This is a genomic window from Erwinia rhapontici (genome assembly GCF_012271765.1).
Lineage (GTDB): Bacteria > Pseudomonadota > Gammaproteobacteria > Enterobacterales > Enterobacteriaceae > Erwinia > Erwinia rhapontici.
Genome location: NZ_VRKO01000010.1, coordinates 844,950 through 868,581, shown reverse-complemented (window position 1 = coordinate 868,581; position 23,632 = coordinate 844,950). Strand labels below are relative to the sequence as shown.

The window sequence follows — 23,632 nt, the reverse complement described above, 5'->3', positions numbered from 1 at the left end:
TCGACCTTTTTCTGCGTATCGCCCCTCTTGTACAATCGGTTACACGCCGATACCAATCACTCACGGAAAGCCCTCACTGATTCCCTTATAGTCTTTTCACCGGCCCCAGAGTGGGCTGACACCTGAACTAAAAACACCTTGAGGGTTTTGCAATGAAAAAATTATTTGCTCTGGTTGTCGCTGCTACAATGGGTCTGTCTTCTGTTGCTTTCGCGGCTGAAACAACGGCTGCTCCAGCTACCACCGCTGCACCGACTGTGGCTGCTGCTACCAACACCACCGCTGCTCCAGCACCAGTGAAAGCGTCTGTTAAGCATGTGAAAAAACACAAGAAAGCGGCTGTGCAGAAAGCCCAGGCCGCTAAAAAGCACCACAAAGCGAAAAAAGCAGCTGCACAGAAAGCTCAGGCGGCTAAAAAGCACCACAAAGCGGCTAAAAAACCTGTAGCTCAGAAAGCTCAGGCTGCTAAAAAACACCACAAAGCAGCAACCAAACCTGTAGCTCAGAAAGCCCAGGCTGCTAAAAAACACCACAAAGCAGCAACCAAACCTGTAGCTCAGAAAGCTCAGGCTGCTAAAAAGCACCATAAAGCAGCAACCAAACCTGCTGCTCAGAAAGCCCAGGCTGCTAAAAAACACCACAAAGCAGTGAAGAAAGCCGCTCCTAAAGCGTAATGACTGACGGCCGGGGTGTTATACCTCACGTACATTAGTTCACTCAAACACCCGGTTCTACCGGGTGTTTCTTTAAGGAGTTTCGGATGATGGTTCGTCGCTATTTATTCGAAATCATTCTGGCTGTGATGATCTTATGTGGCCTGGTAGCCGCCAGCTTTTACCTGTAATCAGGGTTGCTGTAGCGTGCTGATATTCCAAATTAATCTCCCTTTTCCAGCACTATCCGTCTATAGTTACTGCACTAGCATAATCACTGATATCAACGTTTTTCCAGCCTGAGAAAAATATGCGTCTGACCGCTGTGTTATTGATAGGTTTCCTTACCGTGTCCTGTTACACCCATGCCGAAGATCCCGAGCGGAGCGACGCTGACACGCAAACACTGTTTTTTGGTAAAGATGACCGCCAGCCCGTCAGCGAGACAGCTTCTGTACCCTGGGAAGCCATTGGCCAGCTGGAAACTGAAAGCGGCAACCTGTGCAGCGCGACGCTGATTGCTCCTCATCTTGCGCTGACCGCCGGACACTGCCTGCTTGCCCCACCGGGAAAACCCGACAAAGCCGTTGCCCTGCGTTTTATCTCCAGTGATAACGGCAGCTGGCGTTATGAGATCCACGATATTGAAGCGCGTGTTGATCCGGCCCTGGGGAAAAAACTGAAGGCTGATGGTGATGGCTGGATTGTCCCGGCTTCCGCTGCGCCTTATGATTTTGGCTTGATTATTCTGCGTAATCCCCCTTCCGGGATTGTCCCTATTCCATTGTTTTCCGGGTCGCGCAAAGATCTCACTGCCGCGTTAAAAATGACAGGTCGCCGCGTCACACAGGCGGGTTATCCGGAAGACCATCTCGATACGCTCTACTCTCACAACGACTGTCTGATCACCGGTTGGGCGCAAAGAAATGTGCTGTCACATCAGTGTGATACGTTACCGGGTGACAGCGGTTCACCGTTATTGTTAAAGGTTGATGGCAACTGGCAGCTGATCGCGGTGCAGAGTTCGGCCCCGGCGCCCAAAGATCGTTATCTGGCGGATAACCGGGCCATTGCTGTGACCGCATTTCGTGACAGCCTGGAAGCACTGGCACAATAAGGATGACACGGTAAAAAATGCGCTGGCATAGCATCGCCGTTTTTATCGCTATTTAGTGGATATTTCTATTTAAGTCCCTCGTCGATAATGTCACTGACTTTTCAGTGTTCAAGGATGAGGTATGAAAAAAATAGCGTTGATGAGCCTGATTTTCTTCATCGCAGGCTGCACCAAAAACCAAAGTCTTCCGCAATCAGGTAATCCGCTCCAACGGACGGGTTATCTGGTTAACATACAACACCCTTCCCAAAGCCAGAATGAGCGTGTGCGATTTCTGATCCTGCATTACACCGCCGCCAATGATACTGACTCAATGCGTCTGCTCACCCGGGGTAATGTCAGTGCACATTATCTCGTGCCCTCTTCCAACAACCCGTTACTGAGCAAAAATACGGTTTATCAATTGGTTGCCGAAGATAAGCGCGCATGGCATGCCGGTGTCAGCGCCTGGAATGGTCGCACGAACCTGAATGACAGCTCTATTGGCGTCGAAAATGTGAATCTGGGCTATGAACAGAATTTAATGGAGCGGGAATGGTATGCGTGGGATGCCAGGCAAATCAAACTGCTTGCCCGCCTCGCCAGCGATATCATCAAACGCTATGATATTACGCCGGATAACGTGCTCGGTCACAGCGATGTGGCCCCCACACGAAAAGTTGATCCTGGCCCACTCTTTCCGTGGAAACAGTTAGCCGATGAAGGTATCGGTGCCTGGCCGGACAGCAGCACCGTACAGCAGTTTCTGGCGGGCCGTGCACCCAGTGATACCGGTTCACCCGTTAAAATTCAGGCTTATCTGGCCCGTTATGGTTATTCAATCCCGCAAACGGGCGTCATGGATACCACTACCCGACAGGTCATTGCGGTGTTTCAGATGCACTTTCGTCCGTCTGATTACAGCGGCATCGCCGATGCAGAAACCGAGGCCATTGCCGCTGCGCTGGTGGAAAAATATCGCGGCGATACGCAACGTATCGCTTCCCAGCAGGAGAGTAATACCGATTTATAACGTTGTCCCTGCCAGCATGAACCGGCTGGCAGGGTAATGATTACTCAACACCTCGTTACAACGTCACTTGCTCCATCGCCTGTAGGATACGTTTTTCCGAGATAGGGAAAGGCGTCCCTAACTGTTGAGCAAAGAAGCTGACACGCAGCTCTTCAATCATCCAGCGGATATCCTGCACTTCCTCATCATCTTTACGTTCCGGCGGCAGCTTGTTGAACCACTGTGTCCACGCCTGCTGAACGGATTCGACTTTAAGCATACGCGCACGATCGCTGTGCGGATCAACCGCCAGCTTTTCCATACGGCGTTCAATCGCCTGTAAATAACGTAAGGTATCAGCCAGGCGCTTCCAGCCGTTGCCCGTCACGAAGCCGCGATACACCAGGCCACTCATTTGCGCTTTGATATCCGACAGCGCCAGCGCCATCGTGATATCGACGCGCCCTTTCAGACGTTTATTGATATTGAATACCGAGGTCAGGATCTGCTCGACCTTTTTGGCGATGGCTACTACTGTGTCGTTCAGTTCAGCACGCACTTTATCATGCAACTTCGCGTATCCCTGTTCCTGCCAGCTTGGGCCACCCGACTCAGCGATCAGTTTATCGACCCCACAGGCAATACAGTCATCAATTAAATCCAGCACCTTACCGTAAGGGTTAAAATACAGCCCCAGCTTGGCTTTATTCGGTAATTTTTCGTGCAGATACTTAATCGGTGAGGGAATATTCAGCAGCAGTAAACGCCGCTGCCCGCGCCACATCGCTTTTTGCTGTTCATGCTGAGAGTCAAACAGGCGGATCGCCACGCTGTCTTTCTCATCCACCAGCGCAGGCCAGGCTTTCACACTGTAATTGCCGCGCTTCTGCTCGAAATGGTCCGGCAGATCGCCAAAGCTCCAGATATGCAGCCCATTCTGTTCCAGTCCGTCATCGGCCACTTTAGACAGCGTTTCCTGAACCTTACCTTTGAGCTGGAGTTTCAGCGCAGAGAGATCTTTGCCTTCGGCCAGCTTGTGGTTATTTTCGTCAATAATGCGGAAGGTAATTTTAAGATGATCGGGCACCTGTTCCCATTGCCATGCTTCGCGATCCAGCGTGACGCCCGACATGCGGCGGAACTCACGTTCCAGCGACTCCAGCAGCGGCAGCTCCAGCGGCGTGGCTCGTCCGAGAAATGCTTCAGCGTAGTTCGGCGCCGGGACAAAGTTACGACGCAGCGGTTTAGGCAGTGATTTGATCAGCGCAATCACCAGTTCCCGACGCACGCCCGGGATCTGCCACTCAAAGCCCTTCTCTTCAACCTGATTGAGCAACGGCAGCGGAACATAAACCGTGACCCCATCCGCGTCGGCACCCGGTTCAAACTGATAGCTCAGACGCAGCTTCAGGTTGCCCTGATGCCAGAAGTTCGGATAGTCGAGCTTACTGACGTTCTCCGCGCCCTGCTTGATCAACATCTCGCGGGCAAAATTAAGGCGGTCCGGCTCTTCGCGACTGACGGTTCGCCACCAACTGTCAAAATGCCTGGCAGAGACCACCTCGTGGCTGATGCGCTGGTCGTAAAAATCAAACAGCGTTTCGTCGTCAACCAGAATGTCGCGGCGGCGGGATTTGTGCTCCAGCTCTTCCACTTCCGTGCGCAGTTTGAGGTTGGCCTTGAAGAACGCATGGCGCGTTTGCCAGTCGCCTTCGACCAGCGCATGACGGATAAACAGCTCACGCGACAGCACCGGATCAATCTGGCCGTAATTCACCTTGCGCGCCGCGACAATCGCCAGCCCGTAAAGCGTCACTTTTTCATTGGCCATCACCGCGCCCTGGCCTTTTTCCCAGTGCGGTTCACTGTAGCTGCGTTTGAGCAGATGCTGTGCCACCGGCTCTATCCACTCCGGCTCAATACGGGCAGCAATGCGCCCCCACAGGCGGCTGGTTTCTACCAGTTCGGCCACCATCGTCCACTTCGGCGGCTTCTTAAACAGGCCAGAGCCAGGGAAAATGGCGAAACGCGCATTACGCGCACCGGTAAACTCCTGTTTATCAGCGTCTTTCTGGCCAATATGAGACAGTAAGCCGGTGAGTAGCGCAGTATGGATCTCGCGAATTTCAGCGGGAGCACTGTTCACTGGCAGCCCCAGTTCACGCACCACCTGACGCAGTTGCGTGTAGATGTCCTGCCATTCGCGCACCCGCAGGTAGTTCAGGTAGTCCGTTTTACACTGACGACGGAAATGGCTGGAAGACAGCGCTTTCTGCTGCTCCTGCACGTAGTTCCACAGGTTAACAAAGGCGATGAAATCAGAGTCTTTATCGGCAAATCGCTGGTGCTTTTCGTCTGATGCCTGCTTTTTCTCGGCCGGACGTTCACGCGGGTCCTGAATCGACAGCGCGGCGGTAATGATCATCACTTCACGCACGCAGCCATATTTCTGGGCTTCCAGCACCATTTTTGCCAGACGCGGGTCAACCGGGAGTTGGGCCAGCGCACGACCCGACGTCGTCAGCTGATAGTGCTGGCTCTCATTCAGAGTGATCGCACCCAGCTCTTCCAGCAGGCGCACACCGTCCTGAATATTGCGTTGGTCAGGGGCTTCCACAAACGGGAAGGCGGCAATATCACCCAGCCCCAGCGCAGTCATTTGCAGGATGACGGAGGCCAGGTTGGTACGCAGAATTTCCGGATCGGTGAAGGCCGGACGGCTGAGGAAATCATTTTCATCATACAGACGAATACAGATCCCTTCGGATACGCGCCCGCAACGCCCTTTACGCTGATTGGCTGACGCCTGTGATATCGGCTCAATCGGCAAACGCTGCACTTTAGTACGGAAGCTATAGCGGCTAATACGCGCCGTACCCGGGTCAATCACATATTTAATGCCCGGCACCGTCAGTGACGTTTCGGCTACGTTAGTGGCCAGCACAATGCGCCGTCCAACGTGGGACTGGAACACACGGTTCTGTTCTGCATTCGACAGACGCGCGTAGAGCGGTAATACCTCAGTGTGCGGCAGATCGCGTTTCATCAGGGCATCAGCGGTGTCGCGAATTTCGCGTTCGCCGCTCATGAAAATCAGGATATCGCCACGACTCTCTCTGCCCAGTTCATCCACCGCATCAAAAATAGCCTGAAGCTGATCGCGGTCAGTATCGTCAGCATCTTCCACCACCGGGCGGTAGCGTACTTCCACCGGGTAAGTGCGGCCAGAAACTTCAATCACGGGTGCGTTGTGGAAATGTCGGGAAAAACGCTGCGGGTCGATGGTCGCTGACGTGATGATCACTTTCAGATCAGGGCGTTTTGGCAGCAGCTCGCGCAGATAGCCCAACAGAAAATCGATATTCAGGCTGCGCTCGTGCGCTTCATCGATGATTATGGTGTCGTACTGCATCAGCAGGCGATCCTGCTGAATTTCAGCCAGCAGTATGCCGTCGGTCATCAGTTTGACCTGCGTGGTGTCGCCAACCTGATCGTTGAATCGCACCTTGTAACCCACACAGCCACCCAGCGAGGTTTCCAGTTCGGCGGCGATACGATCGGCCACGGTACGCGCTGCCAGGCGGCGCGGCTGGGTGTGACCAATCAGCCCGCGAATACCGCGTCCCAGCTCCATGCAAATCTTCGGCAACTGCGTGGTTTTACCTGAACCGGTTTCCCCCGCCACAATCACCACCTGGTGATCGCGGATCGCGTCAGCAATATCCTGTTTCTTCTGGCTAACGGGTAAATTTTCCGGGTAGCGGATAGTTGGCCTGGCGGCAAGACGTGCACTGACCCGCAATTCTGAGGCCGCAATATCACCACTTAGTTCCTCAATCAGCGCATTCAGCGCCGTTGGATTTTTAATTTTTTTTGCCCCCTGAAGGCGGCGCTGCAGACGCTGGCGGTCGCGCAGCATCAGCGAATCCAGCCGCGAATAAAGAGGCGTCAGGGCAGATTGTGGCGTATCAGACATGGTAGTAAAGCTCGCTTTGTCGCCGTGACATTGGGCGACATGGATTAAACAGGGGATAAGAATTTTGCGTAGTGTAACACAGACAAGCACTTAGGGTTTTAATTGCCCGGCGCGTCTTATTCAATATTTTCGAACATTGATATCGAAAACTCGCACTTACACTGTCGGCAATTTATCCGTAAAGTGTTCCTTATTGAGCGGTATGTGATCCGCGTGACAAAACAGGAAAAAAGAACCATGAGCAAAGTATTAGTACTGAAATCAAGTATTCTTGCTGGTTATTCACAGTCTGGCCAGCTGGCAGACCACCTGGTTTCCGAATGGAAAGCGGCCCACCCTGGCGATGAAGTGACCGAGCGCGATCTGGCCGCTAACCCAATCCCGGTACTGGACGGTGAGCTGGTTGGCGCACTGCGTCCATCCGATGCCGCACTGACCCCGCGTCAGCAGGAAGCGCTGGATCTGTCCAACGAACTGATTGCTGAACTGCAGGCCCATGACACCATCGTGATCACGGCGCCAATGTACAACTTCAATATCCCCACTCAGCTGAAGAACTACTTCGACCTGGTGGCCCGTGCTGGCGTGACGTTCCGTTACACCGAACAGGGTCCTGAAGGCCTGATCAAAGGCAAAAAAGTCGTGGTTCTGTCAAGCCGTGGTGGTATCCATAAAGACACCCCAAGCGACCTGCTGACCCCTTACCTGACCCTGTTCCTTGGCTTCCTGGGTCTGACTGACGTGCAGTTCGTGTTTGCGGAAGGTATCGGTTACGGTCCTGAAGTGGCAGCGAAAGCCGCCAGCGATGCGAAAGCGGTGATTTCTCAGATCGTGACTGCCTGATTACCCGAAAAAACAGGTTGAGCTAACCCTCCTCAACCTGCGCGGTGGCACTGTGTCGGTGCCGCCGCTACTTCTTCAACCACTGACCGTTTATTCCTCGTACATATTCCCCTGATTTCGCTCTCTCAACCAGTTTGGAACCCGCAATACTGGCAACGTCGCGCGTGGTCATATTATTTTGCTGCGCCAGCAGCTGATATTGACGTGTACGCCCCTCATTAATCTGTTTAACCAGCGTGAGGGTTTCCGCATCCTGCTGAACCGCCGCAATGTAGCCATTCAGCGTTTCACCCACACGTCCCTGTTGGCGGGCTTCATCCAGCGTCAGCGCCATCACAGCAGGTGACAGCAGCAAACAACCCAGCAATATACCGCAGTTAAGTCGTTTCATATGCCCCGTCCTCAGAACAGACCACTCTGGGTTTTTAATAACGCTTCAACGTCCTTATCCACTTTGATATGAATTTCATGCTCGATTTTTACATTCATATTAATGGTGATCGGCTCTTTTGGGGCGGCCACTTCAATGCGCGGGATACACCCGCAAAGCAGCATCGTTCCACCCGTTATCCAAAGGCTACTGAGGGGTTTCATCACTGTTTTCCTTTTGCGACGGCAAGGTGGCATTCTGTTCCACCCAAGATTGCAGGTTATCGCCAAAGCGCAGACTGCGCCACAGTTGGAACAAATTTTCCTGCTGGCTGTAGTTCAGCGATACGCGTTGATTTCTGTTGCTGAAACGGCTGGTGCCATCGACTTTAGCGGTCATGTTCATCACGCCTAAATTATCGAGATCGATTGTTGCCCAGCTTCGGGAGATTTCCATATAACGCAGCCAGTCGATGGCAGCCCCGGCGGCAAAATTATTACGACTGATGGCATCGGCCATGTCTTTATCCATACGCACGGTGAGTGGCCCGCTGTTAGCAACCCAGCCCTCTTTCACCAGCCAGTGTGAATTATTCAGCCACAGCGGCAACGCACCATTGATGTAGCCCGACATGGCCAGCTGTTTAAGCTTCATGGTGGTGACCAGTTCGGACAAGCTCAGATGCGTGACATGGATCGTGGCTGCCTCCGTTTGTGGCATCTGCAAGCTGGCCATACTCAACTGCCCGCCGAGCAGCTCAAGGTTCACGTTACTCAGTGTGAGCGGCTGCCTGTCACTCCAGGGATACCAGCCCTGAAGATCGGCCGTGACATTGTGCATCGCAAACTGGTTGTTAATCTTTTTTATCCGTAATGATACGGGCCCGTGAGCGCCGAAATACCAGCGATGAGATTCCAGGCGGAAAGGTAGCGAGAAGTCGATACCCTCAAATTCATTATCCGGCAGTAGCACGCTGCCATTGCTCACCAGCCAGTGACCACCGGCTTTCAGCCCCTGATCGCTGGCCGCAGAGAAAGCCACCTGAGCTTTTAACATGCCCCCCTGAATCGCCAGTTTCAGCTCCGGACTGATCAGCGGCTGAAACACGTTTAATGGCTGTTCCGGCCACCACATTTGACCACGCAGACGTTCTCCATCCCAGCGGCCCCGTACCTGAACCGGGCCAATTTTCTTCGCCTGCAAACTCCCCTTGTACAGAAACGCCTCCGGGTCGCGCCCTTTGACAGTCAGTGTCAGGGTCGATGGGGGCAAATAGCCGCCGCTACTGAAGTGCGTCTCCCTGGCGTTCAGGCTTAATTGCCCGTTGAATGAGGGTGACTCAGGGTCACGTTGCCAGCGAACAGGCTGGTCCAGCGTTAATCGTGGGGCATCCATCGTGACGCTGCCATAGGCAAGATGATCAAACCCGGTCGACAGCGAGGTTAATTCAATCAACCGATCCTGCCAGCGTCCCTGACCTTTGACATCCCATTTTGCGTTCAGCGGGGCCAGATAACCATCCCCCCAGTAACGCCATAACCACGTGCCTTTGTCCGGCCAGAAGTCACTGGCCCGTCCGTCCAGATGCAGGCGAAACCGCCCCATTTCGCGATCATGAGCACTGAGGATCGCCTGTAGGCGCCCATCAATACCGGCAGAAGAAAGCGAGACGCCCGCCAGCGGCCAGCGTGCTTCATCCACTTCCAGGGTGGAGAGCAACCGCCCTTTCATACGCAGTAATGCACCCGGCCGCATCACTATCTGTGGGTCAAGCATCGGCCCACGTAACTCTCCCGGCAAGCCGGCAAAGAATTGCAGGCTGTCGAGTTTCGTCTCTCCTGTCAGCCGGAACGGCAGCTGACTGTTCTGCCAGTCCAGATTTCCCGGTCCCAGCGTTAATACCACATTACCTTTCCCGCCACGTCCCTCGGTCAGCATATTAAAGCGGCCGTTTAGTTCCGTGGCGGGTAACCCCTGCTGCCAGCCTTTTGCCGTCAGCGCGAAACCACCAGAAAGCGGTTGCACCGCCCAGGGCCAGTTCCACTGCCCCTGTTGCACCACGATGTTCTCACGAGTGATGTTCCAGGGCAGCGTTAACAGCGGTTGTTTTTGATCCTTCGCGGTCACGACCAACGTGCCGACCTGCTGCTGCCAGTCAAGGCGCAGATGCAGCGGTTCAGGGACACTATCCAGCGCCAAATCGCCCTGTAATGCACCACCTTCAGGTAAGGAGTCAGGGATGCGCGGTAACGTCAGCGTGCCGCTCAGGCTCACGGGCTTCGGCACGCCAGGTGCCTGAATGTTCAATGATGTGAGCGTCAGCTGCTGTCCGTTGAGTTCGGCATCCAGTGACAGGTTTTTTCCCTGATAGTGCAGGTGCTGACGTTGAGGGTCGAGATTAAGCTGAAGCTGCCCGGCCCAGTTCTGCCAGGGCGTAATCGTGAGTTGCCGGAGAGTGACGTTGGCGGCGGGAAGCATCTGCTGCCATTCTGCCAACGTACGTGGTGCATCGTGATTGTCGGCACTGGTAAGGTTAGCTGCGCATGAAGTATCCACGGTGGCGTCATCGACAATCAGTTGCCAGCGGCTCTGGTGGTAACTGAGCGCCACGCCTTTTACGCTCGCCAGCTCGCAGTCTCCCACCCGATAATGCACACCCGGCAGGCGTAACGCGCCCTGATGCCAGCCGGGGTTACCGTCAAGGACGACGGAAGTTTTTGCGGGCAGCCAGAGGCCGGCCAGTCGCGGCAGCCACTGGGTAACAGTAAGAAGTATGCCGGTCAGCAGCAGGATAACTGCCATCAGCACAGCAAGCGCTATTTTCCAGCCCCGATTCATGGCGGTGACATCCTGTTCATTCCGTGATTATCCCTGAATGATGGCATGGAATCCCTGAAGGGTGAAGTTTTTCGCCTGTAATCAATCGATTCGCTGCTTTTAACACCAGCTAAACAGCGGTCCTCTCCCGCGTAGGGATAAATTATTGTTACACTGCTTTATCACTGACGCACGGCGAAAGGAAAAGGCGATGAAACTTGCGGTATATAGCACCAAGCAGTATGACCGGAAATACCTCACACAGGTCAATGAGGACTTTGGTTTTGAACTGGAGTTTTTCGACTTTTTGTTGAGTGAACGTACGGCGAAAAACGCCGTGGGCTGCGATGGCGTTTGCATTTTCGTCAACGATGACGGCAGCCGCAAGGTGTTAGAGGAGCTGGCCGAACTGGGCGTGAAGTTTGTTGCGCTGCGCTGCGCGGGTTTCAATAACGTCGATCTCGACGCGGCGCGTGAACTGGGTATTCAGGTGGTACGTGTTCCTGCCTACTCACCGGAAGCGGTGGCTGAACATGCGGTCGGCATGATGATGACCCTGAACCGCCGTATTCATCGCGCCTACCAGCGTACGCGTGATGCGAACTTCTCCCTCGAAGGGCTGATTGGTTTCAACATGCACGGACGTACCGCCGGGGTGATCGGCACCGGGAAAATTGGTATCGCTGCGATGCGTATTCTGAAAGGCTTCGGTATGCGTCTGCTGGCGTTCGACCCTTATCCAAGCCCGCAGGCACTGGAGCTGGGTGCGGAATATGTCGACATTAAAACGCTGTTTAGCCAGTCCGATGTCATCACCCTGCACTGTCCACTGACGGCGGATAATCATCACCTGCTGAACAGCAGTGCGTTTGCACAGATGAAAGATGGCGTCATGGTGATCAACACCAGCCGGGGTGCTCTGATTGATTCCCAGGCAGCCATTGAGGCGCTGAAGCAGCAAAAAATCGGCGCACTGGGCATGGATGTTTACGAAAACGAACGTGATTTGTTCTTTGAGGATAAATCTAACGACGTGATCCAGGATGATGTGTTCCGTCGTTTATCAGCCTGCCATAACGTCCTGTTTACCGGCCACCAGGCTTTCCTGACTGCGGAGGCCCTGACCAGTATTTCTGAGACCACGCTGGAAAATCTGCGCCGCCTTGAGAAAGGTGAACCTTGTGACAATGTGCTGACCGTGTAATCCACACGCGTACCCTGCACAACCCCGGCATAGCCAACCTCCCCGGCTATGCCTTTTCGCCTTTTATCCTGTAGAAAAAAAAGAGCTCGGTGGTGCTGGCACCGTTTTTTTTCGCGCCATTAGTATGTTGTAACTAATGCGGGGTGAAGTAAGCCGTAACGCCCACGTATTACTGGCCGTCAAGACCACGAATAGGTTTAACGGAGGACCAGGCACGGCACGACGGGCAATGCCAGTAAAGCGCATGAGCCGTAAAGCCGCACTTGTGGCACCGATAACGAGGTTTGGTTCGGATCTGCTCGCCGACCATATCGCGCAGCACCATCAGGCTATCTTTCGCACGGCCATCCTCGGCTTCCTGCAAGTTGAAATCCATCAGCCGATGGAAAACACGCATCGTTGGATGGCGCTGAAGCTGGCGGGTAATATAAGTTTGTGCAACCTCGGCGCCCTCTTCACGGTCAAGGATCCCCGCCAGGTAGAGTTCGGCTGCAGCACCGGTATTTTCTTCCACGCAGCGTTTAAGGTATTCGGACCAGGCCTGAGGCTGATTAAGATGTTCATAACAGCCTTCCAGCATCTCAAGCGTTTCACTGACCAACTCTTTATCCTGTTCGATTACCCGCTGCAAATGCACCACGGCTTTGGCAAACTCATTCTTCGCCATATGGATGCGGCCCATCATAATGGAGACGCGGGCACTGTTGCGGTCGGCTGACTCCCCTTTCTTCAGCAGATTCATGGCACGATCGAGATCATCACTGCTGATAGCCTGCAAGGCCAGCTCACAGTAGAAATGCGCGATTTCCATCTTCAGGCGATCTTTGCCCTGTTTCACCAGTCGTTCAGCCACTTCAATGGCATTCGGCCAGTCACTGGTGGCCTGGTGGATAATCAGCAGTTGCTGCAAGGCGCTGATGCGGAAATCCGTTTCGTCCACCAGCTGACCGAACATCTGTTCAGCGCGATCGTAGAACCCCGCAGCCATATAATCGCGGCCCAGCTGTTGGATCGCCAGCAGGCGCTGGTCGTAAGTGAGGGAGGCGCTTTCCATCAGTGCCTGGTGAATGCGTATAGCGCGATCGACTTCACCTCGGGAGCGGAACAGATTGCCCAGTGTCAGGTGCGCTTCCACCGTGCCACTGTCCTCTTTTAACATATCGAGAAACAGGTCGACGGCTTTGTCCTGCTGGTTAGAGAGCAGGAAGTTCACCCCGGTCACATAGTCACGCGACAGGCGGCTGGCTTCCTGTTGCTTATCCTGTTGCGCACTTCTGCGCCCCATATACCAGCCATAGGCGGCAGCAATGGGAAGTAACAGAAACAGCAGTTCTAACATAAATGATTATTCCTTGACGGCAGGTGCCTGTGACGCTGTCACGGATGGCTCTGTCTGCCCCAGTTGCTGCTGAAGACGTTTAAGTTTACGTTGCGTATGTGCCAGTGATACCCGCACACGCAGCCAGAACAATCCACAAATCGCCCAGCCCAGTAAAAATCCAGCGGCAAACAGTGAAGCCAGCAACGTTGAAACACGGAACTCACCCTGCGCCAGCAGATAGTTAAACTTCACTACCTGGTCGTTGTGCGCGCCCAGCGTGACTGAAATGACGAAAATCGCCAGGACCACTAAAAAAATCAGCAAATATTTCACAGTTCATCCCATACCCTGGTGTTAACCAGATGAATTATGCCAAAAAAATCGGTCTGATGCTTGCATTGATGTCACGTGTTATTCCTCGCCCCATCACTTTTCCCTGCACTTCCTGCCATCAGGCAGCCATAAAAGAGCCGAACAAAAGATATGGGGACAGGATACCGTCTTTACAATCAGGAGGCCTCATTTTCCCGCTGCGCTATCTCCTGCTGCTCCTGCGGAGGCACCGTTAGAGGCCCACAGAACCGCTGAGCCAGCCAGGTTGCGAGGGTAATGAATAACCAGCTGATAAGCGTAGCGAAAACCAAATCACGCGGCCAGTGCATCCCCAGCACCAGGCGGCTACCCATTACCGCTATCGCCCAGCTCATCAGCAACACGATAGTGACGTAGCGCCTGCGTGGCCACAGCAGCCCCACGCCGAGCAACGCCCAACTGGCGGCAAACATGGTATGCCCCGAGGGGAAAGCAAAACCGGTTTCAAATGCCCAGTGTTTTTTTAGCCAGTCAGGTAACTGGCTATTCTCCGCAACGGCGGCGCTGACCATCTCACTGCGCTGTTTGCGTTTCTGGTCATAGAATTGCTGCTCATTAATACCGTACGTTTTCTCCAGCCACAGAACATAGGGGCGCGGCTCCTGTACATGTTCTTTAATCAGGCTTTTGGTGTACTGCCCGGAGAGCAGCGTGGCAATAATGATCCCCAGAAGAAATACCGCGGGTTTCCAGCGAAAGCGCAGGCACCAGAGGAACCAGCCGCAAAGAATAGCACTGGTCAGCGTCCCCCAGGGGCTGGTGACTGTTTCGGTAAACCAGAAGAGCAGCTTGTGCCCCCATCCCATTGACACAGGCTGCCAGTGCCAGCCTGACAGCATCACCCCGAGTGGCATCATCAACAATACCAGCATGCCCAGGGTGGTACGTTTGAGGATCTCTGCCATTTATCTTCCTTTCGAACCGTTATGTTCACGAGTTTGTTATAAGATTATCTTAAAAAATAATAACATAAGGATTGTTATAGTGATAATTCTGCGTTATTAAAACAATCGCTCTAACGTGTTAACTGCCACGCGATATGTTGTGGCAAAATAGGCACAATTGTTTGCGTCAGGCAACTGACACAGCGATATCTGATGATAGCGCAACACCTGAAGTTTCTGGAGAGTCACATGCAGCTTAAACGGGTAGCAGAAGCCAATCTGCCCACGCCTTGGGGGGATTTCCTCATGGTTGGTTTTGAAGAACTCGCCACCGGGCACGATCATGTCGCCCTGGTGTTTGGCGATATTTCCGACAGCAAACCTGTGCTGTCACGCGTCCATTCTGAGTGTTTGACGGGCGATGCATTGTTCAGCCTGCGTTGCGATTGCGGGTTCCAGCTTGAAGCTGCCCTGGCGCAGATTGCTGAGCAGGGGCGCGGTATTCTGCTGTATCACCGTCAGGAAGGCCGTAATATCGGTCTGCTGAACAAGATCCGCGCTTATGCGCTGCAGGATAAAGGCTTTGATACGGTTGAAGCCAACAACCAGTTAGGTTTTGCGGCTGATGAGCGCGACTTCACCCTCTGCGCCGATATGTTCAAATTGCTGGGCATCCACGAAGTCCGCCTGCTGACCAATAACCCGCGCAAGGTTGAGATCCTCACTGAGGCGGGTATCAATATTGTTGAGCGCGTACCACTGATTGTGGGAAGAAACCCTAGCAATGCGCATTACCTGGATACGAAAGCCGCGAAAATGGGCCATCTGCTATCCAAATAACCCTCTCGGGTTAGCACTCTGGCGACCGGCAGCTTGCAGGTCGCCAGAGAAACACGGCGCGGACTATTGCAACATATTGCGGATCACGTAATGCAAGATGCCGTCATTCTGGTAGTACGTCAGCTCATTGCCGGTATCAATACGACAACGCGCTTCCAGCACTTCCTGGCGCCCATCAATGCGTGTCAGCGTGACTTTCACCACGCCTCCCGGTGTTAACTGCTTCAGATCCTGCACATCAATCTGCTCATCCCCGGTCAGCCCCAGCGTTTTCCGTGTGACGCCTGACGGAAACTCCAGCGGCAAGATCCCCATCCCAATAAGATTCGAGCGGTGAATACGTTCAAAGGATTCGGCAATGACCACCCTAACCCCTTGCAGACGTGGACCTTTCGCGGCCCAGTCGCGGCTGGATCCCGAGCCGTACTCTTTCCCGGCGATCACCGCCAGCGGAATGCCAGCCTGCTGATAACGCATGGCGGCATCATAGATCGCCATCTGCTCATCGCCAGGAATGTAACGCGTCATTCCCCCTTCCACGCCCGGTACCATTTCGTTACGAATACGGATATTGGCAAAGGTGCCGCGCATCATCACTTCATGGTTACCACGGCGTGAGCCATAAGAGTTGAAATCCGTTCGCTCGACGCCGTGCTCCAGCAGGTAACGTCCGGCCGGACTGTCGGCTTTAATGCTCCCTGCCGGTGAGATATGGTCTGTGGTCACCGAATCACCGAGCATCGCCAGAATGCGTGCCCCCTGAATGTCCTGAACTGGCTTCGGTTCTCTTTCCATATCATCGAAGAAAGGCGACAGCCGGATGTAGGTCGAACTGCCATCCCAGTCATAGGTCGCGGCTTCACTGACCTTGATCTGCTGCCATTCCGGGGTGCCCTCGAAGACTTCGGCATACTCTTTATGGAACATATCGGTAGAAACCATCTGCACGGCTTCGGCGATCTCTTCCGGCGAAGGCCAGATATCCTTGAGATACACTGGATGACCTGCTGCATCTTCGCCAAGTGGCTCCGTTTGCAGATTCAGGGTCATATTACCTGCCAGCGCATAGGCCACGACCAGCGGCGGTGACGCCAGCCAGTTGGTCTTCACATAGGGATGGATGCGTCCTTCGAAGTTTCGGTTTCCCGACAGCACCGCGCCGACGGTCAGATCGCCCTGTTTGATCGCGGATTCGATCTCATCCGGCAGCGGGCCGGAGTTACCGATACACGTCGTGCAACCATAACCGACCAGGTTAAAACCGAGTTTATCGAGATAAGGCGTCAGGCGCGCAGCGGCAAGATAGTCAGACACCACTTTGGAACCTGGCGCAAGAGACGCCTTCACCCAGGGCTTAGGAGCAAGCCCCAGATCCACCGCTTTTTTCGCCAGCAGACCCGCCGCCATTAATACACTGGGGTTGGAGGTATTGGTACAGGAGGTGATCGCGGCAATCACCACCGCGCCGTCATCCAGCTGATACTGTTGATGGGTTTTACTGTCCAGGTAGCTGACGGTTTTGTGGGCTTTCTGCGCGTGATTCACTTCCAGTTCATTACTGGCGCGGAAGGCCGCCGGGACGTCGCCCAGTGCGACACGGTCCTGCGGGCGCTTCGGCCCGGCCAGGCTGGATTCGACTTCCCCCATATCCAACGCCAGCGTGCTGGTAAAGACCGGTTCATCACCGGTATTGCGCCATAATCCCTGCGCTTTACTGTAAGCCTCAACAAGCGCTACCTGCTGCGTGCTGCGCCCGGTCAGTTTCATATAGCCCAGCGTTACGGCATCCACCGGGAAGAACCCGCAGGTCGCACCGTACTCCGGGGCCATATTGGCAATGGTGGCACGGTCGGCCAGCGGCAGATCATCCAGCCCGTCGCCGTAGAATTCAACAAATTTACCCACTACGCCGTGCTTACGCAGCATCTGCGTTACGGTCAGCACCAGGTCAGTGGCGGTGATACCCGCTTTCATCTTACCGGTCAGTTTGAACCCGACCACATCCGGAATGAGCATTGACACCGGCTGTCCCAGCATCGCGGCTTCCGCTTCAATCCCGCCAACGCCCCAACCCAGCACGCCCAGCGCATTAATCATTGTGGTGTGTGAATCGGTCCCCACCAGCGTATCGGGGTAAGCCACCTCTTTTCCATCTTGTTCTTCATGCCAGACGGCCTGACCCAGGTACTCCAGATTAACCTGGTGACAAATACCCGTCCCCGGTGGCACCACGCTAAAACGATTAAAGGCCTTCTGCCCCCAGCGCAGGAAGACGTAACGTTCATGGTTACGCTCCATTTCCAGACGCACGTTTTCTTCAAACGCATCGTCATCACCAAAGTGGTCAACCGTTACCGAGTGGTCAATGACCAGATCAACCGGCGACAGCGGGTTCACCCGGGCGACATCGCCACCCAGCCGTTTCACCGCCTCACGCATGGCGGCAAGATCAACCACAGCAGGCACGCCGGTAAAGTCCTGCATCAGGACACGTGCCGGGCGATAGGCAATTTCGCGGTCAGCATGCGCATTTTTCAGCCAGCCGGCCAGTGCATGGATGTCCTCATCGGTTACAGAGTCACCGTCCTGCCAGCGCAGTAGGTTTTCCAGCAACACTTTCATTGATTTCGGCAGGCGTGAAATATCGCCCAGTTCAGCCTCAGCCAGGTGAAGACTGTAATACTGGTAACGTTGCTCGTGGACAGACAGTACATCCTGACTGAGTTGGCGTAGGGTCGTCGACATTGCTCCTCCATTGCGTATTATTTTAACATTTACCTTAAGTCACCGGAGCCGTGCTGCGGGGATAAAAGGTAAAACCTTAGTAAGCACAAGGTTTGTTTAAACATAGCACAAGCGAATCGCAACGATTTGATAACAACACTAATTGACAACAGCTGAAACAAACTGAAATTAAAATACAAAAACGCCCCGCTGTACTGGCCAGCGAGGCGTTATTTGTTATTACGCGGGTGATGATTAAATAGTGCGATTAACGCACCATCATTCCAATCCATACCGCGCTGGTCCAGAACAATGCTGAGAATGTCCAGGTGCTGAACCAGGTAATTTGGGTTAAGTTCATGTTTATACTCCTGCAGGCCATCTCTGACCAAAACGTACCACATTAAACACTCTGCATTTAAAGCGAGGGTTTTACCGTTAAATGATGGGTTTAGCATCAAAAATGGGCGTCAAGATGCCCTGGCCAGTGAGTCGGCCTGAATGATAATTAACGCTGTTTTAATTTTGATTCTCAGCAAAACGCCGAGTGAGTTTTAATAACTGCTTTATTTAACTTTCTTCTCTTCGAACATTGACTCAATAAAATTGCGCTGCAGGTCATTCAAATCCCATGATGCCGGAATGGCGTCCTGAGCCTTGTTCTTGCCCTTACAGAAACGATCGTTCGTTTTGCGGACTTGCTGTGCTTTTTGCTCTGGCTGTCTCAGGTACATTGTTATCCCCATATACGCCATACGAATAAGCCAACCACTCCCCAAAACAGGGCTGAAGCAGCGAATACCGTCATCCAGGCTTTGCGTTTCAGATTGCTGTTACGCTCAACCTTGATGGTTTTGTCCCCGAAGCCGGGTTGTACAGATAATCTAGTAGCCATAGTTTTTGATAATCACTCTCATTAAAACGATTGTTTGAACCAATCAGAAATTAGGATGAATCCTAAACATTCTCTGTTGCAAAATCCAGTAATTTTTATTGAACAAAACGATTAACAGGATTAATCATCCATGAAGAAGATTAATTAAAAATGCTCACTCAACTCAGTCTCATTAATTATCACTTAACACAAATTAAGAACACCGAGTTCCATTACAGGTCCATTCTAAATTAGAGTTTTCTTTACTCCTCCTTTCGTTGCAGCTGTTCTCACCTGCTTTTAACTAGAGTATGAGAATCATCCTAACTGAGCGCAAAGGGGGACAATGAAAACTGTGTACTGTTTCTCATTTAAGAAATAACAATAGGAGAACATGTGATACATCTTTCATTTACGAAAAAATAATCAAAGGACATTAACGAATGGGGTGCCAGCTGGCATCAATGGAAAAAAAAAGAGCCGCAAAGCGGCTCCGGACAGGTTTTTTCATCACCTGAGTGATTATTTTGCGGGCAATTTTATATCTTTAAACATCGCTTCAATATCTTCATTCGAACGCAAACCTACAGCAGTATCAACAACATCGCGCGTCAGATGTGGGGCAAAACGTTGAATAAAGTCATACATATAGCTGCGCAGGAATGTGCTGCGACGGAAACCGATTTTGGTCGTACTGAAGCTGAATACATCGGTTGCTTCGATACGCACCAGGTCCGGATCGGACACCGGATCGACCGCCATGCTGGCAATCACCCCAACGCCCAGTCCCAGCCGGACGTAGGTTTTGATCACGTCGGCATCGGTCGCAGTAAAGACAATACGCGGGGTCAGCCCGGCACGGTTGAATGCGGTATCCAGTTCTGAGCGGCCCGTAAAGCCGAAGGTGTAGGTCACTAATGGGTATTCTGCAAGTTCCTCAATGGAGACTTTGCTCTTCGCTGCGAGGGGATGATCGGGCGTGACGACGATGGCACGGTTCCAGTGGTAACACGGTAACATGATCAAATCGTCGTAAAGGTGCAGCGCTTCGGTGGCAATCGCGAAGTCGGCATTGCCTTTTGAAACCGCCTCTGCGATCTGCGTAGGCGATCCCTGATGCATATGCAGGGAGACGCGCGGATAGCGCTCAATAAACCCTTTAATCACATTGGGCAAAGCGTAACGTGCCTGCGTATGCGTAGTGGCAACGTACAGAGAACCCTTATCTGGCCAGGTGTGCTCTCCGGCGACAGATTTAATCGCATCCACTTTCGATAACACTTCTCGTGCAATGCGGATGATCTCCTGCCCGGCAGGCGTCACCTGAGTCAGATGTTTGCCACTACGGGCAAAAATCTGAATGCCAAGTTCATCCTCCAGCATACGTACTTGCTTACTGATGCCCGGTTGCGAGGTATACAGCCCTTCGGCCGTTGAAGAGACGTTGAGATTGTGATTCACCACTTCAACGATGTAGCGCAGCTGCTGCAATTTCATTTTTCGTTCCATCCAGGGTTTGAAACAATGCGCCGAAAACCGAGCAACAGTGTTCAACTCTGTGGCTGGCGCTCTAATCAGGCAATCGCTCTAATGCAATTAGATAATAAGAAAGGGGTTATCTATAACAACTATATCAAAAATGTGGGATATGTATAGCACAGCCAGGGGAATTCATCAGCGGGAACAGAAGAAAAGAAGGTGCGGGGGCAGCGATGACAGGCCGCCCCCGACGAGGATAATTCACGCAACGTTACTTCTTGGTGACTTCCCATTTACCATCAACAAAGAAAGCAGACCAGCCAGTGGCTTTTCCGTCTTTTTCTGTGCTGACGTACTGCTGTTTTGTTTTGCGACTGAAACGCACGACGGCTTTGTTACCTTCTTCATCGGTCGCTGGCGCATCGGCCAGGTAACGCAGTTTTTCCGGCAAACGGTCGCGGAAGCGTTGCAGCTCTTCCACCTGCGGCGCGCGGGTCTCACGCGATTTAGGGAACGTATTGGCCGCGAGGAATACACCAGCAGCACCATCACGTAGAACGAAATAAGCGTCTGACTTCTCACACGGCAACTCAGGTAACGGCACCGGATCTTCTTTCGGTGGCGCGACTTCGCCGCTGCGCAGAATTTTACGCGTATTTTTGCAATCGTCATTGGTGCAGGACATGTACTTACCAAAGCGACCCATTTTCAGGTGCATTTCGGAACCACATTTCTCACACTCAACGATCGGACCGTCATAACCCTTGATGCGGAACTCGCCCTGCTCGATCTCATAACCATCACATTCTGGGTTGTTACCACAGACGTGCAGCTTACGCTGAGGGTCGATCAGATAGCTGTCCATCGCAGTGCCACATTTCTGGCAGCGGCGACGGGCGCGCAGTGCGTTCGTTTCCGCGTCATCACCTTCGAGAATATTCAGTACTTCATTCTCAGGAATCAGGTTAATGGTCTGCTTACAACGCTCTTTCGGCGGCAACGCATAGCCAGAGCACCCGAGGAATACCCCGGTGCTGGCAGTACGGATACCCATCTGGCGGCTACAGGTTGGGCAGTCAATTGAAGTCAGGACCATCTGATTAGGCTGCATACCGCCTTCTTCAGGATCTTTCTCTGCCTGCGCCAGTTGATCGCTGAACTCACTGAAGAACTTATCCAGTACGGCTTTCCACTGGGCTTCATTCTTCGCGACTTTGTCGAGGTTGTCTTCCATGTGCGCGGTGAAGTCATAGTTCATCAGCTCACGGAAGTTCTCTTCCAGACGGTCGGTAACGATCTCACCCATTTTTTCCGCATAGAATCGACGGCTTTCTACCTTCACATATCCACGATCCTGAATGGTCGAGATAATAGAGGCATAGGTAGAAGGACGGCCGATACCGCGTTTTTCCAGCTCACGAACCAGCGAGGCTTCGCTGAAGCGGGCCGGTGGTTTGGTGAAGTGCTGGCTTGGCACCAGTTGCTGGAGACTGAGCTCACTCCCCACTTCCACAGCAGGCAGCACGCGATCTTCATCACCTTTACGCAGCGCAGCCATCACACGCGTCCAGCCGTCAAAGCGCAACGTGCGCCCTTTCGCCTTCAGTTTGAAATCGCCCGCTTCCACCGTCAGCGTGGTGGAATCGTATTGCGCCGGCATCATCTGGCAGGCAACAAATTGACGCCAGATCAGCTGATACAGCTTCTGCGCGTCGGTTTCCATATCTTTTAGCTGCTCAGACTGCACTTTCACATCCGATGGACGGATGGCTTCATGCGCTTCCTGGGAATTCTCTTTGCTGCTGTAGACGTTGGCGGCTTTCGGCAGGTATTTCGCGCCGAACTCATCTTCGATGTAGCCGCGCACCATGCCGACAGCATCCTGGCTCAGGTTGGTTGAGTCAGTACGCATATAGGTGATATGACCGGCTTCATACAGACGCTGGGCCATCATCATGGTTTTCTTCACGCCAAAGCCAAGACGGGTACTGGCCGCCTGCTGCAGCGTAGAGGTAATAAACGGTGCGCCGGGCTTGCTGCTGGTGGGCTTATCTTCACGATCGGCAACCACATAGCGGGCTTTCTCCAGCAGGCTGACAGCGGCGTAGGTCTGCTCGCGGTTTACCGGACGGAACGGTTTATCGCCCTGATGCGTCACCTGCATCGGCAAATCCACCCCTTTCGGCGTGGTCAGGTCCGCATTCAGATCCCAGTATTCTTCCGGAACAAACGCTTTGATTTCGCGCTCACGCTCAACCACCAGTCGAACGGCGACCGACTGAACACGGCCAGCGGAAAGACCACGTGCCACTTTTTTCCACAGCAGTGGAGACACCATGTAACCCACAACGCGGTCCATAAAGCGGCGCGCCTGCTGGGCATTAACACGGTCAATATTCAGTTCACCCGGCTTTTCAAATGCCTGGCGAATCGCATTCTTGGTGATTTCGTTAAACACCACGCGGCTGTAGCGCGATTCATCGCCACCGATCACTTCCCGCAGGTGCCAGGCAATGGCTTCCCCTTCGCGGTCAAGGTCCGTTGCGAGATAGATATGGTCAGCTTTCTCAGCCAGCGCCTTGAGTTCAGCGACAACTTTTTCCTTGCCCGGCAGGATCTGATAATTCGCATCCCAGCCGTGATAAGGGTCGACGCCCATACGGTTAACTAACGCCGTCTTTTCGTCTTTTTTGACCTTTTTGGTTGTTTTACTGGTTGTAGAGTCAGCGCTCTTTTTAACTGTTGATCCACTGGTCGGCAAATCACGGATATGGCCTACGCTGGATTTCACCACGAAGTCATTACCGAGATATTTATTGATCGTTTTGGCTTTTGCCGGGGACTCAACTATTACGAGAGCTTTTCCCATAGTTACCTTTACCTGATTAAAACATCCGAGAGTAAGTGTGCCGTTTTGCACTCGTCACATCGCGCACTAACGATAGGGTTATCGGGATAACAGATTCAACCCGGTTAACTTTTTATCCATTCCAACATAATAACGCACGTTGCAACCAGTTGATTAACGGTACTTTTTACAACCTGTTAAGCGAATCTCTAACAGAGCGTAAAGTCTGTTTTACGCCCGGAACCCGAAACGCCCACACTCTACCTGATAAAATCTGTTACGCAACTTAATTAGCATCAAGCCCCCATTTACGCCAGGA

General features: G+C 53.1%; 19 protein-coding genes. 7 read left to right on the top strand and 12 right to left on the bottom strand.

From position 1 onward, the window contains the following. Positions 1-152: 152 nt before the first annotated feature. From asr to FVB43_RS09220, 4 genes are all read left to right on the top strand, one after another. Entirely contained in the window at positions 153-674 is a 522-nt protein-coding gene (gene asr / locus FVB43_RS09230) for an acid resistance repetitive basic protein Asr (RefSeq protein WP_133841925.1), read from the top strand. An 86-nt stretch (positions 675-760) separates the two neighbouring features. Continuing rightward, a complete protein-coding gene (gene ydgU, locus FVB43_RS24940) occupies positions 761-844 on the top strand; it encodes a small membrane protein YdgU (protein WP_455814865.1) in 84 nt (27 codons plus the stop codon). Between the two features lie 119 nt (positions 845-963). After that, complete coding sequence (locus FVB43_RS09225; protein WP_133841924.1) at positions 964-1,770, top strand: trypsin-like serine peptidase; 807 nt, start codon at positions 964-966, stop codon at positions 1,768-1,770. Positions 1,771-1,891: 121 nt separating this feature from the next. Further along, positions 1,892-2,782: an N-acetylmuramoyl-L-alanine amidase gene (locus FVB43_RS09220; protein ID WP_167863805.1), complete on the top strand. Its 891-nt coding sequence runs from the start codon at positions 1,892-1,894 to the stop codon at positions 2,780-2,782. A gap of 55 nt (positions 2,783-2,837) precedes the next feature. On the opposite strand, the gene hrpA is transcribed toward FVB43_RS09220, so the two are convergent. Further along, entirely contained in the window at positions 2,838-6,737 is a 3,900-nt protein-coding gene (gene hrpA / locus FVB43_RS09215) for an ATP-dependent RNA helicase HrpA (protein WP_167863804.1), read from the bottom strand. Positions 6,738-6,974: 237 nt separating this feature from the next. On the opposite strand from hrpA, the gene FVB43_RS09210 reads away from it, so the two are divergent. After that, entirely contained in the window at positions 6,975-7,580 is a 606-nt protein-coding gene (locus FVB43_RS09210) for an FMN-dependent NADH-azoreductase (RefSeq protein ID WP_133841921.1), read from the top strand. Between the two features lie 67 nt (positions 7,581-7,647). Here FVB43_RS09210 and FVB43_RS09205 read toward each other — a convergent pair whose 3' ends face one another. Genes FVB43_RS09205 through FVB43_RS09195 form a run of 3 tightly spaced genes read right to left on the bottom strand, consistent with a single transcriptional unit; the run spans position 7,648 to position 10,788 of the window. After that, the gene (locus FVB43_RS09205) at positions 7,648-7,971 is read right to left on the bottom strand and encodes a YdbL family probable chaperone protein (protein ID WP_133841920.1); all 324 of its coding nucleotides are present in this window, start codon (positions 7,969-7,971) and stop codon (positions 7,648-7,650) included. Between the two features lie 11 nt (positions 7,972-7,982). Further along, positions 7,983-8,174, bottom strand: coding sequence for a YnbE family lipoprotein (locus FVB43_RS09200; protein ID WP_133841919.1), 192 nt, complete (start codon positions 8,172-8,174; stop codon positions 7,983-7,985). Next, positions 8,158-10,788, bottom strand: coding sequence for a YdbH family protein (locus tag FVB43_RS09195; protein WP_159336562.1), 2,631 nt, complete (start codon positions 10,786-10,788; stop codon positions 8,158-8,160). Before FVB43_RS09195 ends, FVB43_RS09200 begins: the two co-directional genes overlap by 17 nt. A gap of 190 nt (positions 10,789-10,978) precedes the next feature. Between FVB43_RS09195 and FVB43_RS09190 the strand changes: the two genes are divergently transcribed. Beyond that, the gene (locus FVB43_RS09190) at positions 10,979-11,971 is read left to right on the top strand and encodes a 2-hydroxyacid dehydrogenase (protein WP_133841917.1); all 993 of its coding nucleotides are present in this window, start codon (positions 10,979-10,981) and stop codon (positions 11,969-11,971) included. 169 nt (positions 11,972-12,140) lie between these two features. Here the strand turns inward: FVB43_RS09190 and lapB are convergent, their stop codons facing one another. The 3 genes from lapB to pgpB all read right to left on the bottom strand — a co-directional run bounded on the left by lapB (position 12,141) and on the right by pgpB (position 14,569). Next, on the bottom strand, positions 12,141-13,310 hold the full coding sequence (lapB, locus tag FVB43_RS09185) for a lipopolysaccharide assembly protein LapB (protein ID WP_133841916.1): 1,170 nt from the start codon (positions 13,308-13,310) through the stop codon (positions 12,141-12,143). Between the two features lie 6 nt (positions 13,311-13,316). Then, the gene (locus tag FVB43_RS09180; RefSeq protein ID WP_133841915.1) at positions 13,317-13,625 is read right to left on the bottom strand and encodes a LapA family protein; all 309 of its coding nucleotides are present in this window, start codon (positions 13,623-13,625) and stop codon (positions 13,317-13,319) included. A 176-nt stretch (positions 13,626-13,801) separates the two neighbouring features. Next, positions 13,802-14,569 (bottom strand): phosphatidylglycerophosphatase B, encoded by a 768-nt coding sequence (gene pgpB, locus FVB43_RS09175; RefSeq protein ID WP_133841914.1) that lies wholly within the window; start codon positions 14,567-14,569, stop codon positions 13,802-13,804. A 228-nt stretch (positions 14,570-14,797) separates the two neighbouring features. On the opposite strand from pgpB, the gene ribA reads away from it, so the two are divergent. Beyond that, a complete protein-coding gene (ribA, locus tag FVB43_RS09170; RefSeq protein WP_159336561.1) occupies positions 14,798-15,388 on the top strand; it encodes a GTP cyclohydrolase II in 591 nt (196 codons plus the stop codon). 63 nt (positions 15,389-15,451) lie between these two features. On the opposite strand, the gene acnA is transcribed toward ribA, so the two are convergent. The 5 genes from acnA to topA form a co-directional block, all read right to left on the bottom strand. Then, entirely contained in the window at positions 15,452-18,133 is a 2,682-nt protein-coding gene (gene acnA / locus FVB43_RS09165; RefSeq protein WP_167863803.1) for an aconitate hydratase AcnA, read from the bottom strand. A gap of 545 nt (positions 18,134-18,678) precedes the next feature. After that, complete coding sequence (locus FVB43_RS09160) at positions 18,679-18,846, bottom strand: AraC family transcriptional regulator (RefSeq protein WP_133841911.1); 168 nt, start codon at positions 18,844-18,846, stop codon at positions 18,679-18,681. 2 nt (positions 18,847-18,848) lie between these two features. Continuing rightward, a complete protein-coding gene (locus tag FVB43_RS09155) occupies positions 18,849-19,007 on the bottom strand; it encodes a YmiA family putative membrane protein (protein WP_133841910.1) in 159 nt (52 codons plus the stop codon). 501 nt (positions 19,008-19,508) lie between these two features. Continuing rightward, positions 19,509-20,483, bottom strand: coding sequence for an HTH-type transcriptional regulator CysB (gene cysB / locus FVB43_RS09150; protein WP_062743153.1), 975 nt, complete (start codon positions 20,481-20,483; stop codon positions 19,509-19,511). Positions 20,484-20,736: 253 nt separating this feature from the next. Then, a complete protein-coding gene (gene topA / locus FVB43_RS09145) occupies positions 20,737-23,334 on the bottom strand; it encodes a type I DNA topoisomerase (protein WP_133841908.1) in 2,598 nt (865 codons plus the stop codon). Positions 23,335-23,632 lie beyond the last annotated feature (298 nt).

What these genes read in the sequence shown, in the direction of transcription:
- asr (WP_133841925.1), top strand. Translation starts at nt 153, where the DNA reads ATGAAAAAATTATTTGCTCTGGTTGTCGCTGCTACAATGGGTCTGTCT.
- ydgU (WP_455814865.1), top strand. Translation starts at nt 761, where the DNA reads ATGATGGTTCGTCGCTATTTATTCGAAATCATTCTGGCTGTGATGATC.
- FVB43_RS09225 (WP_133841924.1), top strand. Translation starts at nt 964, where the DNA reads ATGCGTCTGACCGCTGTGTTATTGATAGGTTTCCTTACCGTGTCCTGT.
- FVB43_RS09220 (WP_167863805.1), top strand. Translation starts at nt 1,892, where the DNA reads ATGAAAAAAATAGCGTTGATGAGCCTGATTTTCTTCATCGCAGGCTGC.
- hrpA (WP_167863804.1), bottom strand. Translation starts at nt 6,737, where the DNA reads ATGTCTGATACGCCACAATCTGCCCTGACGCCTCTTTATTCGCGGCTG.
- FVB43_RS09210 (WP_133841921.1), top strand. Translation starts at nt 6,975, where the DNA reads ATGAGCAAAGTATTAGTACTGAAATCAAGTATTCTTGCTGGTTATTCA.
- FVB43_RS09205 (WP_133841920.1), bottom strand. Translation starts at nt 7,971, where the DNA reads ATGAAACGACTTAACTGCGGTATATTGCTGGGTTGTTTGCTGCTGTCA.
- FVB43_RS09200 (WP_133841919.1), bottom strand. Translation starts at nt 8,174, where the DNA reads ATGAAACCCCTCAGTAGCCTTTGGATAACGGGTGGAACGATGCTGCTT.
- FVB43_RS09195 (WP_159336562.1), bottom strand. Translation starts at nt 10,788, where the DNA reads ATGAATCGGGGCTGGAAAATAGCGCTTGCTGTGCTGATGGCAGTTATC.
- FVB43_RS09190 (WP_133841917.1), top strand. Translation starts at nt 10,979, where the DNA reads ATGAAACTTGCGGTATATAGCACCAAGCAGTATGACCGGAAATACCTC.
- lapB (WP_133841916.1), bottom strand. Translation starts at nt 13,310, where the DNA reads ATGTTAGAACTGCTGTTTCTGTTACTTCCCATTGCTGCCGCCTATGGC.
- pgpB (WP_133841914.1), bottom strand. Translation starts at nt 14,569, where the DNA reads ATGGCAGAGATCCTCAAACGTACCACCCTGGGCATGCTGGTATTGTTG.
- ribA (WP_159336561.1), top strand. Translation starts at nt 14,798, where the DNA reads ATGCAGCTTAAACGGGTAGCAGAAGCCAATCTGCCCACGCCTTGGGGG.
- acnA (WP_167863803.1), bottom strand. Translation starts at nt 18,133, where the DNA reads ATGTCGACGACCCTACGCCAACTCAGTCAGGATGTACTGTCTGTCCAC.
- FVB43_RS09160 (WP_133841911.1), bottom strand. Translation starts at nt 18,846, where the DNA reads ATGTACCTGAGACAGCCAGAGCAAAAAGCACAGCAAGTCCGCAAAACG.
- FVB43_RS09155 (WP_133841910.1), bottom strand. Translation starts at nt 19,007, where the DNA reads ATGGCTACTAGATTATCTGTACAACCCGGCTTCGGGGACAAAACCATC.
- cysB (WP_062743153.1), bottom strand. Translation starts at nt 20,483, where the DNA reads ATGAAATTGCAGCAGCTGCGCTACATCGTTGAAGTGGTGAATCACAAT.
- topA (WP_133841908.1), bottom strand. Translation starts at nt 23,334, where the DNA reads ATGGGAAAAGCTCTCGTAATAGTTGAGTCCCCGGCAAAAGCCAAAACG.